This is a genomic window from Spirosoma soli, assembly GCF_042684525.1.
GTDB classification, from domain to species: Bacteria; Bacteroidota; Bacteroidia; order Cytophagales; family Spirosomataceae; genus Spirosoma; species Spirosoma soli.
On record NZ_JBHULN010000019.1, the window covers coordinates 90,750 to 108,539 of the forward strand.

Genomic DNA, 17,790 nt, shown 5'->3' on the forward strand with positions numbered 1-17,790 from the left:
GACTGATGCCTGAGCTAGAGATGAACCGTTTACCATACTATTAACACTACTTTCTAATAAAACTAACCGTTCCATCCACACCTAATTGCATGATTCTTGGCCGTTTGGGCATGGCTGGAAGTGTCCCAAATCGCTCCCAGATTAAAGATTCGGCGGCCGGTGGCAACAGGAGCGATTCGAAGGGAATGGTGAGTAAGCCACGGCCAAAACTGCCAATGAGCCGTTGTACCTCAGCGTTCAACGACCGCCGAACGGCAAGCGCTCCGGCTGACACGCTGGCATCGGTTGAACTCCACAAAACGGTTGAAACGTTTTTACCCTGTTCGTAGATGACCGTCAATGGGTTTTCGGCAAACTCGACTAAATCATAGGCGACGTCCGGCACTTTGGCGACGTACAAACCCAACTGATCCGTGTTCTGGATAACAACGGTTGGGTGTAAGCCACTGGGCATGACTGATTGCAGCGTCAGCAGCTTTTCGACGGCTGCGTTGTTGGCTGGATCGGCAGCAACAGACCAGCCCGTCTCATCGGCAAGCGCAATGAGTTGGCCCTGTCGCAGTTGGTAAGCAATATCGCGGATAGTTGGGGTCATAGCTAAATAACCCGCAAAAGTACGCCAAGTTTACCGAAAGGCGATTAGACAAGTAGAAGATGAGGCTAATTCCGGGATGACTGGACGTTCGCAACGTATACCCGGCTACGAATCACTACTGACCAGCATTCGGAGAGCTGTTACGAAATAAAAGAAGTAGATTACTGACTGGCTCGATAATTACTTATGCCCGTAAAATTCTGAACATGAGCAGACGAATACAACGGCTCAGACCAACGCGATCTTACCGGGATGCAACGAGCGTTTCGGGCTTCTTAAGCGGCTGCTTTAACTTTATCTTTGACAAAGTTGGCCAATTCTTACCGGTGACGTACAGCGCTTTCTCCTGAGGTTGGTAGGCAATACCGTTCAGCACGTTGGTCTTTGTGTCGATGCTCGTTGGCAGGATACGTTCCATGTTAAGGTTTCCCACCACTTTGCCCGATGCCAGATCAATCTGCACAATGCGGTTGGTTTGCCAGATATTGGCAAAAACGTATCCGTCAATGTATTCCAGTTCGTTCAAATTCATGATTGGGCCTTTGTCGTCGTACACCACAACTTCGCCGATTCTGCGAAAGTCAGGTGTGTAATAATAGAGTCTGTTGGAGCCGTCGCTCAGAATCAGGGTCGAGTCGCGGTGGGTTAAGCCCCAGCCCTGGGTAGGGTAGGAGAACGTCTTTGCCAACACGAAGTCCATGGTATACTGAAAGCAGGTATTTGAGGTCCAGGTCAGCTGATAAATTTTATCGTTGACGATGGTGATGCCTTCCCCGAAATATTGCTCGCCCAAAGGGACAGACTTGATGATGGCTCCGGTAGGCAGATCAACCTGCATGAGTTTAGACTGACCATTTAAGCCCGTACTTTCGTACAACGCGCCCTTATAAAACTCAAGTCCCTGCGTAAAGCTACTTGCCTGATGGGGGTACGTTTTTACTACTGAATAATCGAGTTGGGCAGGGCTGACGTCCGACCATAACTCGATCCCCAGGGTATCCGAATAGGGTGCGTTGTTCGTCCTAACGCCCTGAACAATTAACTGATGCAAACCAATCTGTTTAGCAGACGACGTACTAACTGCCAATGAGTCTGCCGTTTGTCGAAGAACCAGAGCCGATACGGAGTCAATCTGGACACGCACCTGGGTCAGTGGCTCGCTAAGTTGCAAAGGGATGGTGTCTCCCAGATTATAAGTCGTCTTTGAAAGGATCGCTATCTGCGGCCTAGCCTGGTTCTCGGATACGCTGGTGGCGTCTTTACTTTTCTGGCAGGATACGCTCACCAGTGTCAGAAAACAAACAGATACTAGATAGGAAATTGGTAATTTCATATAGGGATGTACGGCAAGTGTATGGTTCACTAGCTGTTGTTTTACATATTGCGCCGATACCTTCCGCTCACGGCATACAGTGCGTTCGACAACTGCCCCAGCGAGCAAACCTTGGTAGCTTCCATCAGGCTTTCTAAATTTAGGACACGGCAAAGCCCGTAAATTGCCGGACAAAAGGCGAGCGATAAGCCAGAACAATATGTTCTTTGGGTACTCCTGCCTTAATTAAATCATCAATAACACCATCTTCCGTACCGTCGCGCTGAATCCATATTTTTCCGTCGACAATGTCAATATGAATAAAAACGCCATAGGAGCGCTTCTCTCCGTTCCAGGTGTTGATTATAAGCAGGTATCGGTCATTAACTGTATCATGAATTGATTCAATAGTATCCAAACCTGTTCGTTCGACGAACGCCTTACGTTCGTCTAGCAACCGCTGAACAATTCCGGAATAGTCAGTCAAGGAAGCCATAGTTCGATCAGTTTAGTAGTTGGGTTATATACAAGCAGCTTCATGCCTAAATCTTCCTGAATAATAGAAATCAGTTTGTCGGTCGATAATTCTACGTAGGCGTCTGTTGGAATAGCTAAATAAAGTTGCCGGTTGGACTGCTGAATCCGTAAAGACTGGCGATACAGCGTGTATTGACCAACTGCTTTCTCAAGCTCCGACATTATAGAGTTACCTACAAAACTTTTGACTTCAACGGCAATGTATTGATCTTCTTTGTTCGCTGTCAATAGCTTTTCGGCACCAAGATCGACGTATAGTTTTCGTTCGCCAAGCGGTAACAGCAACGGATCATCGGTGATTGTCCAACCGTCTGTTTCCAATGCTTTTCTGACTGTTTCGTGAAAAATGTCTTTTGCGGCCACATACAAACTTACATGTTCCGGCGGTACTTTCCGCCCACGGCATACAGTGCGTTCGACAACTGCCCCAGCGAGCAAACCTTGGTAGCTTCCATTAGGCTCTCAAATAGATTACCATTCGTTAATGCAGCCGCTTGCAGATTGGCCAAGGCTCTTTCCGCTTCGTTCCGGTTTCGCTCCTGAAACGCCCGGCAAGAGTCAACGGCGTACCGTTTCTCCTCATCGGTCGAGCGGATCACCTCGGCCGGAACGATGGTTGGTGAGCCGTTCGGATCTAAGAACGTATTGACGCCAACGATAGGCAACTGGCCGTTATGCTTGAGCGTTTCGTAATACATCGACTCTTCCTGAATCTTACTCCGCTGATACATGCGCTCCATAGCCCCCAAAACACCCCCACGTTCGTTAATAGCCAGAAACTCCTGATAAACGGCTTCTTCTACCAGATCCGTTAGCTCATCGACTACGAAAGAGCCTTGCAAGGGGTTCTCATTTTTGGTTAGCCCAAATTCGCGGTTAATAACCAGCTGAATGGCCATCGCCCGACGTACCGATTCTTCAGTTGGGGTTGTTATGGCTTCGTCATATGCGTTGGTATGCAATGAGTTACAGTTATCGTAGATAGCCAGCAGGGCTTGCAGCGTCGTACGGATGTCGTTGAAGGCAATTTCCTGCGCGTGCAGGCTTCGTCCCGAGGTTTGTATATGGTATTTGAGTTTCTGCGATCGATCGTTGGCTTTGTACTTATGTTTCATCGCCTTCGCCCAGATGCGCCGAGCCACCCGACCCAGCACCGTATATTCAGGGTCCATGCCATTCGAAAAAAAGAACGACAGATTCGGGGCAAAATCATCCACGTTCATGCCCCGGCTGAGGTAATATTCCACAAATGTGAACCCGTTGGAGAGCGTGAAAGCCAACTGCGAAATGGGATTAGCCCCGGCTTCGGCAATATGATAGCCCGAGATCGAAACAGAATAGAAATTCTGAACCCGGTTGTCGGTAAAATACTGCTGAATATCGCCCATCATTTTGAGCGCAAACTCCGTCGAAAAAATGCAGGTATTCTGAGCCTGGTCTTCCTTCAGAATATCAGCCTGTACGGTTCCGCGCACTTTACGTAGCGTGTCGGCTTTAATCTGCTCATAGACCTCGCGCGGCAATACTTTATCGCCGGTTGTGCCGAGCAGCATCAGCCCCAACCCATCGTTGCCGTCGGGGAGTGGGCCGTTGTAACGCGGGTTCCCACCCGCGCCAGTATCGGATTGGTGGGTTTCCACCCGCCCTACTTCTTTCAGCCATTTTTCGCATTGCTGATCAATGGCTGCGTTGAGGAAGAAGCCAAGGAGCATCGGCGCGGGGCCGTTGATGGTCATGGAAACCGACGTGGCCGGATCGCATAAATCGAAGCCGGAGTATAACTTCTTCGCATCATCCAATGTACAGATGCTCACGCCCGAATTGCCTACTTTGCCAAAAATGTCGGGTCGCATGGCGGGGTCTTCGCCGTAAAGCGTCACCGAGTCGAACGCCGTTGAGAGCCGCTTGGCCGGTAAGCCTTTCGATACGTAATGAAATCGCCGGTTAGTGCGCTCGGGTCCACCTTCACCCGCAAACATCCGGGTTGGGTCTTCACCTTCGCGTTTGAGCGGAAACACGCCCGCGGCATACGGAAATTCGCCCGGTACGTTCTCCGTTAGCAGCCAGCGCAAAATGTCGCCCCAATCGTGGTATTTGGGTAAGCTAACTTTCGGGATTTTCAGGTGGGAGAGTGTTTCCGAATACAACGGCTGCCGGATGACCTTGTCGCGCACTTTAAACTCGTAAAACTCGGCCGTGTAGCGCTTTTGCATATCCGGCCATTGTTGCAACAACGTGCGGCATTCAGGATGCAGTCGGTTTTCGAGGTTGGAGTAGAGTTGTTGTAGCTCATCTTTCAGTGGTCCGTCTGCCAACACATTCAACGTACCATCAATCTGGTACAGTTGCCGGGCCAGCGCTGTTTGCTCATTGACAAAGTCGTCGTACCGACGGCTTTCTTCAACAATTTCAGCCAGATAACGCACCCGGTCAGCAGGGATGATGGCTTTCGTAGCCTGGGGGCTAAGGGCTTGGGGGGATTCAGTACTACGTTCCAGTTCCCCAGACCCTAAGCCCTCATCACCCACCAGCCCTACACTCTGCATCAGACGGTCAAAGAGAGCGTTCATACCCGAGTCGTTGAACTGAGCGGCAATGGTACCCAGAATCGGTAATTCCTCATCGGGACTGTCCCATACGTTGTGGTTGCGCCGGTATTGCTTCCGAACGTCGCGGAGGGCGTCCAAAGAGCCACGTTTGTCGAACTTGTTGATCGCGATAACATCGGCAAAGTCAAGCATGTCGATTTTTTCCAGCTGGGTAGCCGCGCCGTACTCGGCCGTCATCACGTAAAGCGTTTTGTCAGCGTGTTCCGTTATCTCGGTGTCCGACTGACCAATGCCTGATGTCTCGACGATGATCAGGTCAAAATGGGCCGCTTTGCACACATCTATAGCATCCTGCACGTGGCGGCTCAGGGCCAGGTTCGACTGCCGGGTTGCCAGCGAGCGCATGTACACTCGGACCGGCGCACCGGCGGGGGGAGTTATGGCGTTCATCCGAATCCGGTCGCCCAGTAGAGCGCCCCCCGTTTTACGCTTTGACGGGTCCACCGAAATAATAGCCAGCGTCTTGTCGGGGAACTGCCGCAGAAAGCGAAGTACGAGTTCATCAACCAGTGATGATTTGCCTGCTCCTCCCGTGCCAGTAATGCCCAGAACGGGAGGCTGCTTGCCTTCATCTCCGGTTCCATTCGGACCAGGGGACGAATACGTTTCCGGGTCGTTTTCCGCCGTTGTGATCAGCCGGGCAATGAGGTTGGGGTCATCGCGTAACGATTGCTCGGCTGATAGGGCAGGAGCAGGCAATTCGAAATCGCATTGCTGTAACAAATTATCAATCATACCCTGCAAGCCCATCGACCGGCCATCGTCGGGCGAGTAAATGCGAGTGATACCGTACCTGTGGAGTTCTTCGATCTCCGATGGTAAAATTGTGCCCCCGCCCCCCCCGAAAATTTTAATATGACCGGCTCCTCGTTCGTTAAGTAGATCGTACATGTACTTAAAGAACTCCAGGTGGCCCCCCTGATAGCTCGTCACGGCAATTCCCTGGACGTCTTCCTGAATAGCGCAATCAACAATTTCGGCGACCGACCGATTGTGCCCGAGGTGAATCACTTCGGCCCCCGATGCCTGCATCAGTCGGCGCATCAGGTTAATGGCCGCGTCGTGGCCGTCGAATAGGGAGGCTGCCGTAACGATACGTATCTTGTGTTTCCAGGCGGGACCTGCCTGGGGTTCGGGTCTAGTGGGTTGAGCAATCATAACAGAATGAGACGTAGTATTCGTTTGTTGATGTCGTATCGTAAAATCGTACCAAAGTTACGAAGTAAACGGCAAGTCATTTCCATTCCATAACGCTAGCCTTTCATCCCAGGAATCTGACCCTTGTCCTCATTTTGTTGCTCTTGGACGAAGCTGCTTGTAGCTTTGAGTCAATAACCACTCGTCATAAACAAAATTCACCATGAAAAAACTAGCTGCCGCTGGATTAATGCTTCTTGGGTCTCTTACTACGACCGTCAAGGCGCAGGACAAAGCCCTGCTTTATGAAGTAACCGGCCCCGGCCTGCCCAAACCTTCGTATCTGTACGGCACTTTTCACCTCGTTTGCCCAACGGATCTGAATATTACCGACGCTACTAAAAAAGCCATCGGCGACGCTCAACAGGTATACCTGGAAATCGATATGGACGACCCGGCCATGATGGGTAAAATGCAGCAGGCAATGGTGATGGGCGGAGGTAAAAATGTGAAAGACCTGCTGAAACCCGACGATTACACCCTGCTGGATAATTACCTGAAGCAGAAAATGAACATGGGCCTGGCGCAGGTCGGCATGTTAAAGCCTATTGGCCTTATGTCGCTGATGTACATGACCGTATTGCCCTGCCAGCCCGCGTCGTACGACATGACGTTTGCCGAAATGGCTTCTAAGGAAAAGAAAGAAGTACTGGGTCTGGAAACAATCGACGCGCAATTGGCGGCCCTGGACAAAATACCAGTCGATGAGCAGCTGAAGGGGCTGGTAGATATGGCCAAGAAACCCGAGGAAGCTAAGAAGGAGTTCAACGACTTATTGACGGCCTACAAAGCCAAAGACGTTAGTAAGCTCATGAATATGATGAAAACCAGCCAGTTCAGCGGTGGCGACTTTGCCCAGTACGAAGACAACCTGCTCGGCGAACGTAACGCCAACTGGATTCCGGTTATCGAAAAAGCCGCCAAAGAAAAGCCTACGTTTTTTGCCTTTGGCGCTGGTCACCTCGGCAACGAAAAAGGTGTGATTAATTTGTTACGCAAGAAGGGGTACACGGTGAAGGCGGTAGAGTAATGTCTGAACCGGGATTTAGCAGATTTATGGATTGGCAGGATTTCGTTTTTGTTAAAGTGGGCGACTCGCAAAATCTGTTTACTCCATAAATCTGCTAAATTCCGGCTCTACTTCTTAAACGCCAGCGCCTTCACGGGCTGAATTCGGCTGATAATGAAGGTAGGTGCCCACAGCACGAGGGCAATTAACAGAACCGTTCCGCCATTTAAGGCCAGAATGGTTGGCCAGTCCCAGACGATGGGAACGTAGTTCATAAAATAGTTCTTGGCGTCGAGCGGAATCAGCTTGAAGCGATCCTGTAAGAAACAAAGGCCCAGACCAACGACGTTGCCAATCAGCAGGCCCCAGCCAACCATGTTCAGGCCGACGTATACAAACATACGCCGGATGAGTGGGTCAGGGCCGCCGAGGGCCTTCAGCAGGCCAATCATGGGGGTTCGTTCCATCATGAGTACCAGCAGCACCGATACCATGTTGAACGAAGACACAAACGTAATCAGCGTGAGCAGAATGATCATGTTACGGTCAAGCAACACCATCCAGTCGAACAGGGGGCGGTACTGGTCCGTCACCCGGGTCAGGCGCATGTCGGGCGTCATGATGTTAAAGATGGTGGCTGCGGTGGGCTCCAGACGTTCAAAGTTGTTGACGAATATCTCGTAGCTTCCGACCGAATCGGGGCCCCAGTTGTTGAGTCGCTGGATGAGCCGAATGTCGCCGATGGCAATCGTTTTGTCAACCTCTTCAAGGCCCGTTTCGTAGATGCCAACAATGTTCATCTTACGGGCGCGGGGTGGGTTTCCCAGAAAATACAGCGGTACACTTTGCCCCACCTTCACCTGAAGCTGATTGGCCATGTACTGACTAATCAGTAACTGCGTTGACCCGGTGCCGGTATCCGCACCAACGGCCGGTATTGTGCCCGCTATTAACGAACCACGTAATAAATCCCAGTCGTAATCATTGCCTACTCCTTTCAGGACAACCCCCGTCAGTTCGTCTTGCGTTTTTAAAATGCCGGCTTTCAGCGCCACGGCCTGAATGTGTCGCACGCCCGGAATCTGGTTGCGTTCGCGGTATAGCCGGGTGTTGAGTGCTATGGGTGATTCGGCATACGAGTAGTTATTGGTGAATTTGCCGACCTGCACATGCGCCCCGAACAGGAAAATCTTCTGCTGAATGGTGAATTTAAAGCCGTATAGAACGGCAAACGAAACAATCAGAACGGCCAGGCCAAGGGCGATGCTGGCGACTCCGATCTTGGTGACAGTGGCCGAAAAACTGCCCTGGGGTGCATGACGGACCTTACGGGCCAGAAAAATAGGAACGTTCAAAGTAATGAGTTGATCAGAAGTCGTTGACGGGTAGCAGAAGCGCTTACCGTACTAACGACAAAACTACGTGTTTTGGCCATTTCGCCCGCTATGTATCCCGCCTGGGACTACGAAGAAAAGAGCTGGATACGTACATATAGCAACAAAATGTATGTTCAATAGCTAGACAGTTACGTAATTTAGCCAGATGATGCGACTTGTGTACTTACTGAATATTTTGATGATGCTTGTCGGAGTGATGGAAGTCTCTGCTCAGGCTATCGTTTTTGAAGGGCAGTCTGAAGACCGGGTGACCGTAAAGGAGGACGCCTGGCAGTTTCGGGCCGGTGATAGTACGGCCTGGGCGAGCCCGACCTACGATGACCGCCATTGGACCCATATTAAACCCAGCACTGATTTCGACGAAAACCCGGAATTATGGAAAGCGGGCCGGGGTTGGTTCCGGCAAACGTTCCGGTTCCGACGCTTGGTAAGCAAAGACGTAACCATGACGATCCACCAGTTCGGACAATCAGAGGTCTATCTTGATGGTCGGCGGCTGGCCGTGCTAAAGCCCACTCGCTACGACTCGGGTGGATCACAACGGATTGTGGCGTTGCTGCCAATCCGGATCGCCGATACAAACCAGCATACGCTGGCTGTGCGCTATGCCTTCCGGCGCGACCCGATGATCGGCGCAGTAATTGGGAAAGAACCCTTTCGACTTAGTTTTGACCTAGCCAGCGATGCCCCTCTTGAGCTACAGGACGCACAGCACACAGGAGCAGGTACTGAGTGGCTGGTGATTGGTATTTTCAGTCTGCTAAGCCTGCTGCATTTTCTGTTTTACCGTGCCAATCCGACACAACCTGTACACCGGGTGCTGAGTGCGACCATGCTGGCTTTTGCCCTGGCTTTTCTAATGGATCAAGCTGAAGACTTCACTGGTACGCTGACGACTGATTCATTACGGGGGGCAGTGGCGGTGTTCAGTATCAGCGCGGCTTTTGCCTTACTGCTTCTGGCCGTCTACACGTACCTCGGCCGACGCCCCGGCTGGCTGTTCTGGGGGCTGGTGGGACTGCTGGCTGGGTGTGCGTTCTACAATGTGCTGATCGGCGAGTTGCCCGATAGCCTGTTCCTGATTCCGTTAGGCCTGGTGCTGATAGAATACGTTCGGGTGAGCTGGCTGGCTAAACGCCGAAATCCTGATCGGGACGCCCGGTTGCCCTGGAACTCGCTGAAAGTAACATTCTTCGCGCTGTTGGCCACGATTCCGGTAGCCATCCTGTTCAGCTTGTTAGCTGCTATGCTGAAAGCAAGTTATATCATAGAATGGATGACGATTCCGATGATATTGCTGTCGCTAGTAGGGTTGCTTAGTGTTCCGTTGGGCTTGTCGTTGTCGCTGGTGCGTGACTACGCCCGCACGTACCTGTCGCTTCGGCAAAAACTTGACCAGGTCGAACAGCTATCAGCTCAGGCACTGATTCAGGAGCAGGAAAAGCAGCAACTGCTGGCTCGTCAGAACGAAACCCTCGAACGGCAGGTCGCCGAACGAACGGCCGAGCTGACCAAGTCGCTAACGGAACTACGCCAGACTCAGCAGCAGCTAATACAACAGGAAAAGATGGCCAGCCTGGGTGAGCTTACGGCAGGTATTGCGCACGAAATTCAGAACCCGCTCAACTTCGTGAACAACTTCGCCGACGTATCAGCTGAGTTAGTGGTAGAGCTGAAAGAAGAGCGCAATAAAGCCGAAAACCGCGATGAAGAACTGGAGATTGAACTGCTGGGCGATCTGGAGCAGAATCTTCAGAAAATCAGTCAGCATGGTAACCGGGCCGCGGGCATCGTGCGCGGGATGCTCGACCACGCCCGTGTGAGCAGCGGTCAGCGCGAAGCCACCGACATTAACGCCCTGGTTGACGAATATTTACGACTGGCCTATCATGGACTACGTGCCAAGGATAAAAGCTTCAACGCTCACCTGGTGACAAACTTCGACTCAGAAGCGGGTATCATAAACGTAGCACCGCAGGATGTTGGCCGAGTATTGCTGAACCTGTTTAACAACGCTTTTTACGCCGTTCAGGAGCGGTCGGTTAAGGAAGGAGCTACCTACAAGCCTACCGTTAGCGTTCGTACTCAACGACTAGCGGATGCGGTGGCGATCGTGGTCAGCGACAATGGCTCGGGTGTGCCTGACAGCGTTAAGGAAAAGATATTTCAACCATTTTTTACGACCAAACCCACCGGACAGGGCACCGGCCTGGGCTTGTCATTAAGTTATGACATCATCACAAAAGGTCACCAGGGAACGTTAGCTCTTGAAACATCAGGTGCAGCCGGGACCTCCTTTGTTGTAAAATTGCCCGCCTAAACACCGATCAATTATTACACACTGACTTTATATGAAGAAACTACTTGTTGTTGCGCTCCTCATGAGCCAAGCCGCTGTTGCCCAACTCCAGACGGGGGCATCGCAAACGGCGCTGTACCTGCCTGCGCTGACGGGCAAACGCGTGGGTATGGTGGTTAACCAGACCTCCATCATCAATAAAACGCATACGGTCGATAGCCTGACCGCGCTGGGCGTAACGATTAAAACCATTTTTGCGCCCGAACATGGCTTCCGGGGGCAGGCAAGCGCTGGCGACAAGATTGCCAACAGCCGTGACCCCAAAACTGGCATTAATATTATCTCGCTCTACGGTAAGAACTACAAACCAACCCCGGCTCAGCTCGACTCACTCGACGTGGTTGTTTTTGACATTCAGGACGTGGGCGTTCGGTTTTACACGTACATCAGTACCCTGCACTACGTGATGGAAGCCTGCGCCGAAACGGGAAAACCGCTAATTGTGCTCGATCGACCCAACCCCAACGGCCACTACATTGATGGGCCCGTGCTGGACCCCAAGTTCAAGTCGTTTGTTGGGATGCATCCCATTCCCATCGTTCACGGCCTGACGGTTGGCGAATTGGCGAGAATGATTAATGGAGAAAACTGGCTGGGGGGTGGAAAAACCGTTGCGCTGACGGTCGTGCCGGTTAAGAACTACACCCACCAGATGCCTTATGATTTGCCCGTGCCGCCTTCACCAAACTTGCCTAACCAGCAGGCAATTTTATTGTATCCGTCAATCTGCCTGTTCGAGGGAACAATCGTTAGTGTGGGTCGCGGAACGGATAAGCAGTTTCAGGTAATTGGCTCGCCAAATCCTAAGAATGGCCCTTATCAATTTACACCCGTCGACAAGCCAGGGGCTATGAATCCACCCAATAAAGGCCAGCTTTGCTATGGATTGGATTTGTCCGGCATTGACGCCCGTAAGCAGGGATTTACCTTGAAATACGTCATCGATTTTTATAACAAGGCCGCTGACAAGGACAAGTTCATTTTGGGTAATGGGGCGTTTATGGATAAGCTGTATGGTAGCGACCAACTCCGACTGCAGCTGATAGCGGGTGTCCCCGAGAGCCAGATTCGCAAAAGCTGGGAACCGGCCCTGAGCGCCTACAAACAGACCCGAAAGAAGTATTTGTTATATCAGTAAAACAAAATCATTGAGTTGCTGTAGCGCGGGTGGAAACCTACGATTTGTGGCTTAGATCGCGGGTTTTCACCCGCGTTACAACAACTCAATGCCTTTTTTAGTCGAGTCTGTATAACTCTAGTTCCTCCTGATATTTATTCAGGTCAACTTTTCTATCGACGACGTTTCCGGTGGCAATGTCGTATACCCAACCGTGGATGCGAGGATATTCACCGTTTTGACGGGCGCGTTGAATAAACTCAAACTTCATAATGTTCAGACACTGCTCCTCTACGTTTAACTCGACAAGCCGACGGAACTTAGCGTCGTCGTCCGGCTGGGACTCGATTTCGGAGCGATGCAACCGATAAACGTCATCAATGTTGCGTATCCACATGTTCAGCGTTCCCAGGCTTTTATTGGCCATGGCTGCCTTAATGCCTCCACAACCGTAATGTCCGCAGACAATAATGTGTTTAACGCCCAGGTGTTCCACCGCATACTGAATTACCGATGCGGCACTGAGGTCGTTGTTAGGAATGAGATTGGCAATGTTACGGTGCACGAATACTTGTCCCGGCTTGACACCCATAAAATCCTCGGGCTGGACGCGGCTATCTGAACACCCAATGTATAAGAATTCGGGTGCCTGCCCCTTGGCCATCTCATTGAAACATTCAGGATCTTCCTGTAATTGCTGAGCAACCCATTCGCGGTTGTTCTGGAATACGCTTTCGTACAAAGACATAGTATGAATGGTTTTAATAGCTTTTTAATAACCCAAAAAGCAAGGTTAGTGTTAAAGATGGCTTAGCAAAAATTTGCCTTCCCGATTTACGCCAAAATATACACGGTCTGACGTAAATCAAGGAGGAATTTATAAACCTTTAAAGACTTGTCAGGTATTATCTGGTTGATTATACGGGCCATGCAGCTGTGGCGAGAAGATTGCTTATTCCCAACCGCCCCCTAATGCCCGATACAAATCAGTCAGTGACAGAAACTGTGCGCGTTTGGTGTTTATCAGGGCTAATTCGGCTTCTAACACGCTACGTTGAGCCGTGATCACTTCCAGGTAGGTCGCGTAACCTCCCGCGAATAAATCCTTTGAAGTCGTAACCGCCTGTCCTAATACATTCACCTCCTGGGCTTGCAACTCCGCTACGGTTCGATAGTTTTCTACTCCTCGCAAACTCGAAACGACCTCGCCAAAACCGGTCAATATAGTCTGCCGGTAGTTGTAAAGGGCCTCCTGGCTTTGCGCTACCGACTGGCGATAGTTAGCTTTCAGAAAGCGCCGGTTCAATATTGGAGCTGATAAACCACCTAATAAACCAGCCGCCACCGAGCCCGGATTTACCAGTACCGATGTGCGAAAGGCATTCAGACCCAGGTAAGCTGTGAGGTTCAATGACGGAAGAAATTCGGCCCGTGCTACGTCAACGTCCACGTTGGTGGCCTGGAGTTGAAGTTCGGCCTGCCGGACGTCAGGTCGCCGGACCAGCATCTGCGTCGGCACTCCCGCCGACACTTGGCCGGGAAGCTCCCGTTCCTGAAGCGACTTGCCTCGGGCAATAGGCTGTGGGAAACGACCCAGGAGCCGATTCAGTTGGTTTTCGGTTTCGACGATCTGTTGCTGAACCTGCCCCTGCCGACTGCGGGTATTAATAAGCTGAGCCGTGAACTGCTGAACGGCTAATTCGGTTACGCGACCCGCCTGCTTCTGGATGCGGACCAAGTCAACGGCGTTTTGCTGGAAATTGATGTTCTTCTGAAGAATTTCGAGTTCGCCATCCAGCGCCAGCAAGGCGTAGTAGTGCCGGGCTACTTCGGCCACAAGCGACGTGATCACCAGATGTCGTCCGCGCTCAGAAGCCAGAAACCTGAGATAAGCCGCTTTTCGTTGGTTCTTCAGCTTGCCCCACAAGTCGACCTCCCAGGTGCTGCGGGCGCCCACAAAGTAGTCGGGTACAGGATTCGGTACTCTTCGGTCTCCCCGAACGTTCTCCGACAAATTGGTATCAAAGTTACCCACGCCATTTTGGGTATATTGCCCATACCGGTCAACCCCGGCCGCTACAACGGCGTTTACGGAAGGCACTAAATAGCCCCGACTGTATTCAAAAGCCGCTCGGGCTGTTTCAATACGTTGCGTTGCTATCCGCAGGTCTACGTTACCCGCCAAAGCTGAATCGATCAGCCGTACCAAGAACGGATCGTCGAAAAACGTGCGCCAGTTCTTGGTACCAATGCTGCTCGAATCGGTGCTGTTTGTAAATGAAGCAGGCAACGGCTGGGTTGGTGCCTGCGATAGGGGTTTATACACCTGGCAGCTACTGAACAGTAAGGCAGACAGCAGAATACAGCTGCCTGTTGGCAGGAATCTATTCATGGACGACGGCACCATTCACGTGCTTTTGGGTGGATGCTAAAACCTGTTTGGTGTTGTGCTTCGCCAGGCGTGGGTCTTCGTCGTTATCGTCGGTCGGCCGTTCTGAGCTGAACCGCTCGGCTAATTTAGCGAACACGACGTAGAGACCCGGTACCAGCACCAGGCCAAAAATGGTACCGGTGAACATACCCCCGGCTGCGGCTGTACCGATGGACCGGTTCCCCATGGCACCGGCACCCGACGCAATACAAAGCGGAATAAGACCTGCAATGAAGGCGAATGAGGTCATCAGAATGGGGCGTAGCCGAGATACGGCCCCTTCCATGGCGGCTTCCAGAATGGATAAACCTTCTTTCTGCCGCTGATTGGCAAACTCCACAATCAGAATGGCGTTTTTACCCAGCAGACCGATCAGCATGACCAAGGCTACCTGTGCGTAGATATTATTCTGCAAGCCCGCCAGCTGCAAAAAGACGAAGGAACCAAAAACGCCAGCGGGCAGCGACAGAAGCACCGGCAGCGGCAGGAACAGGCTCTCGTACTGCGCGACCAGCAAGAGGTACACGAACACTAAACAGATGGCAAAAATGTACATGGCCTGATCGCCCGACAAGATCTCCTCCCGCGTCATGCCCGACCATTCGTAGGCGTATCCGCGTGGTAGATTTGTTTTGGCAACTTCCTGAATGGCTTTAATTGCGTCTCCGCTACTGTAACCAGGAGCAGCATCCCCGTTAATCATGGCCGAGGTGTACATATTATAGCGAGTCAGCTGCTCAGGACCGTACACGCGCTCTAAACTGACGAAATTAGAATAAGGCACCATTTCGCCCTGGTCGTTTTTAACCCGCATGTTGAGCACGTCTTCGGGCTTGGCGCGGTAGTTAGGGGCTGCCTGCACCATCACTTTATACATCATGCCAAAGCGAATGAAATTCGACGCATAATAGCTACCCATCAGGGTTTGCAGGGTACTCATGGCGTTGTCAATCGAGACGCCTTTTTGCGCGGCTTTCTCCTGGTCAACGTGCAACAAATACTGCGGAAAGCTGGGGTCAAAGCTGGTGAAGGCGTTGCCAATCTCCGGCCGTTTCTTCAGCGCAGCGATGAAATCCTGCGCCACTTTCGCCGTTTTTTGCAGATCGTTGCTCCGGTTCCGGTCCAGCATCCGCAGCTCAAAACCACTTGAATTACCAAAGCCGGGTACCGTCGGCGGGGGGAAGAACTGGATGCTGGCATCAGTTACGTTTTTGGTTTTCTCTTCCAGAATCGCAATCAATTCCTGCATCGACACCTTCCGTTCATCCCAGGGTTTGAGGTTAATCATCCCCATCCCGTATGAAGCGCCAGCTCCGTCGGTCAGCAGGCTGAAACCGGCCAGCGTCGATATGTTTTCGACTGCTTCGTGCTCCGACGCAATAGCCTCGATGGCGTCCAATACCTTTTCCGTTCGATCGACGGTTGCTCCGGCGGGTGTCGTTACGTTCACGTATATCATGCCCTGATCTTCGGTCGGGATGAAACCACCGGGTAACACGGTCGTGATGCCCCAGATGCCTGCAACAAACGCCAGCAGCAACCCCCACGTAACAATACCCCGGTTCAGTATCCGGCTCAGTAGGGCCTGGTATTTGTTCGCCAGCGACTCGTAGCTTCGGTTAAAACGGGCGAAAAACCGGCCCAGCAGTCCCTTTTGCTCACCGTGGTTGGGTCGGAGCAGCAGAGCGCACAAGGCAGGGGTAAGGGTGAGGGCGTTGACCCCCGAGATGACAATGGAAATAGCTAGTGTGAGCGAGAATTGACGGTAGAAGATACCCACCGGTCCCGACATAAACGCCACCGGAACGAACACCGCCGACATCACCAACGTAATGGCAACGATAGCCCCGGCAATGTCGCCCATGGCTGCGAAGGTAGCCGCCCGAGCCGACAAATGGTCTTCGGTCATCTTAGCGTGAACGGCCTCCACCACCACAATGGCGTTATCGACCACAATACCGATGGCCAATACGAGCGCAAAGAGCGTCAACAGGTTAATCGAAAACCCGATGGCACTCATAAAGGCAAAGGTACCAACCAGCGCCACCGGTACGGCCAGTGCGCAGATGAGGGTCGAACGCCAGTCCTGCAAAAAGAGAAAGACAATGATGAACACCAGCACGAAGGCTTCGATCAGCGTACGTACCACTTCGTGAATCGATGCGTCCAGAAACCGCGATACGTCATAGGCGTAGTTGTAAGTCATGCCCGTGGGAAAGGAGCTTTCCTTTAGTTCGGCCATGCGCTTTTTCACGTTGGCAATAACCTCACTGGCGTTGGAGCCGGGGCGCTGTTTGAGCATGATAGCCGCCGAAGGTTTGCCGTCTGTCTTCGACAGCACGCCATAATCTACGGAACCGAATTCAACGTCGGCTACGTCTTTCAGGCGCAACAAAGACCCGTCCTGATTCACCCGAAGCACGATGTTCTCGTACTGAGCTGGCTCGAAAAACTTACCCGTGTAGCGCAAAACGTATTGTAACACCTGCGGGTCACGGTCGGCGCTCTCACCGGCTTTTCCCGGAGCGGCTTCAACATTCTGCTTGCGAATACCAGCGATAACCTCCTCGGCCGATATTTCGTAGACCGTCATCCGGTCGGGTTTGAGCCAGACCCGCATCGAATAGTCGCGGTTGCCCATGATGGCGGCAAAGCCCACCCCGTCAATGCGTTTCAACTCAGCCAGTACATTGATGTCGGCGAAGTTGTAAATGAATTTTTCGTCGACGGTAGGGTCGTCACTTACGATGTTCAGGTACAACAGCATACTGTTCACCTCTTTTTCGGTAACAACCCCGGCTTTGATCACCTCTTCGGGCAACTCATCCAAAACGGTTGTTACGCGGTTTTGCACGTTGACGGCAGCCAGGTCAGGATCGGTACCAACCTTGAAAAAGACCTGGATAAGCGTTGACCCGTCGTTGCCCGCAATAGAGGTCATGTAGGTCATATTAGGCACGCCGTTGATGGCCCGTTCGAGCGGAGTGGTTACCGCTTTGGTGCTCACTTCGGCGTTGGCGCCCGTATACTTGGCGGTGACAGTCACCGACGGCGGCACAATGTCTGGGAATTGAGTAACGGGTAAACTAATCAAAGACAACACGCCCAACAGAACGATCAGTACCGAAATTACTGTGGAGAGTAATGGTCTTTTAATGAAGGTGTTGAACATGGAAATTGAGTTTTTTAGGTTAGGCTGACTTCTGTTTGCGGTCATTGCTGGTCAT

General features: G+C 51.8%; 12 protein-coding genes. 3 read left to right on the top strand and 9 right to left on the bottom strand.

Annotation, left to right across the window (positions count from 1 at the left end; translation table 11 throughout):
- Positions 1 to 46: 46 nt before the first annotated feature.
- The 5 genes from ACFSUS_RS23550 to ACFSUS_RS23570 all read right to left on the bottom strand — a co-directional run bounded on the left by ACFSUS_RS23550 (position 47) and on the right by ACFSUS_RS23570 (position 6,211).
- On the bottom strand, positions 47 to 595 hold the full coding sequence (locus ACFSUS_RS23550) for an L-threonylcarbamoyladenylate synthase (RefSeq protein ID WP_381526459.1): 549 nt from the start codon (positions 593 to 595) through the stop codon (positions 47 to 49).
- A 244-nt stretch (positions 596 to 839) separates the two neighbouring features.
- On the bottom strand, positions 840 to 1,928 hold the full coding sequence (locus tag ACFSUS_RS23555) for a glutaminyl-peptide cyclotransferase (RefSeq protein ID WP_381526462.1): 1,089 nt from the start codon (positions 1,926 to 1,928) through the stop codon (positions 840 to 842).
- 139 nt (positions 1,929 to 2,067) lie between these two features.
- Positions 2,068 to 2,403: a XisI protein gene (locus ACFSUS_RS23560; RefSeq protein ID WP_381526463.1), complete on the bottom strand. Its 336-nt coding sequence runs from the start codon at positions 2,401 to 2,403 to the stop codon at positions 2,068 to 2,070.
- Positions 2,391 to 2,807 carry a XisH family protein gene (locus ACFSUS_RS23565; protein ID WP_381526464.1) on the bottom strand — a complete coding sequence of 139 codons (417 nt, stop codon included), beginning with the start codon at positions 2,805 to 2,807 and terminating at the stop codon, positions 2,391 to 2,393. Before ACFSUS_RS23565 ends, ACFSUS_RS23560 begins: the two co-directional genes overlap by 13 nt.
- An 8-nt stretch (positions 2,808 to 2,815) precedes the next feature.
- Positions 2,816 to 6,211 carry a methylmalonyl-CoA mutase family protein gene (locus tag ACFSUS_RS23570; protein WP_381526466.1) on the bottom strand — a complete coding sequence of 1,132 codons (3,396 nt, stop codon included), beginning with the start codon at positions 6,209 to 6,211 and terminating at the stop codon, positions 2,816 to 2,818.
- A 202-nt stretch (positions 6,212 to 6,413) separates the two neighbouring features.
- On the opposite strand from ACFSUS_RS23570, the gene ACFSUS_RS23575 reads away from it, so the two are divergent.
- Positions 6,414 to 7,280: a TraB/GumN family protein gene (locus ACFSUS_RS23575; protein WP_381526468.1), complete on the top strand. Its 867-nt coding sequence runs from the start codon at positions 6,414 to 6,416 to the stop codon at positions 7,278 to 7,280.
- Between the two features lie 107 nt (positions 7,281 to 7,387).
- On the opposite strand, the gene ACFSUS_RS23580 is transcribed toward ACFSUS_RS23575, so the two are convergent.
- Positions 7,388 to 8,614 carry an ABC transporter permease gene (locus tag ACFSUS_RS23580; protein ID WP_381526469.1) on the bottom strand — a complete coding sequence of 409 codons (1,227 nt, stop codon included), beginning with the start codon at positions 8,612 to 8,614 and terminating at the stop codon, positions 7,388 to 7,390.
- 187 nt (positions 8,615 to 8,801) lie between these two features.
- On the opposite strand from ACFSUS_RS23580, the gene ACFSUS_RS23585 reads away from it, so the two are divergent.
- Entirely contained in the window at positions 8,802 to 10,976 is a 2,175-nt protein-coding gene (locus ACFSUS_RS23585) for a sensor histidine kinase (protein WP_381526471.1), read from the top strand.
- Between the two features lie 31 nt (positions 10,977 to 11,007).
- Positions 11,008 to 12,153, top strand: a complete 1,146-nt coding sequence (locus ACFSUS_RS23590; RefSeq protein WP_381526473.1) for an exo-beta-N-acetylmuramidase NamZ family protein — start codon at positions 11,008 to 11,010, stop codon at positions 12,151 to 12,153.
- A gap of 97 nt (positions 12,154 to 12,250) precedes the next feature.
- Here the strand turns inward: ACFSUS_RS23590 and ACFSUS_RS23595 are convergent, their stop codons facing one another.
- The 3 genes from ACFSUS_RS23595 to ACFSUS_RS23605 form a co-directional block, all read right to left on the bottom strand.
- Entirely contained in the window at positions 12,251 to 12,880 is a 630-nt protein-coding gene (locus tag ACFSUS_RS23595; protein WP_381526475.1) for a carbonic anhydrase, read from the bottom strand.
- A 204-nt stretch (positions 12,881 to 13,084) separates the two neighbouring features.
- Entirely contained in the window at positions 13,085 to 14,524 is a 1,440-nt protein-coding gene (locus ACFSUS_RS23600) for a TolC family protein (protein ID WP_381526476.1), read from the bottom strand.
- Positions 14,517 to 17,735: an efflux RND transporter permease subunit gene (locus ACFSUS_RS23605; protein ID WP_381526477.1), complete on the bottom strand. Its 3,219-nt coding sequence runs from the start codon at positions 17,733 to 17,735 to the stop codon at positions 14,517 to 14,519. The genes ACFSUS_RS23600 and ACFSUS_RS23605 overlap by 8 nt, the downstream gene beginning before the upstream one ends.
- Between the last annotated feature and the right edge of the window lie 55 nt (positions 17,736 to 17,790).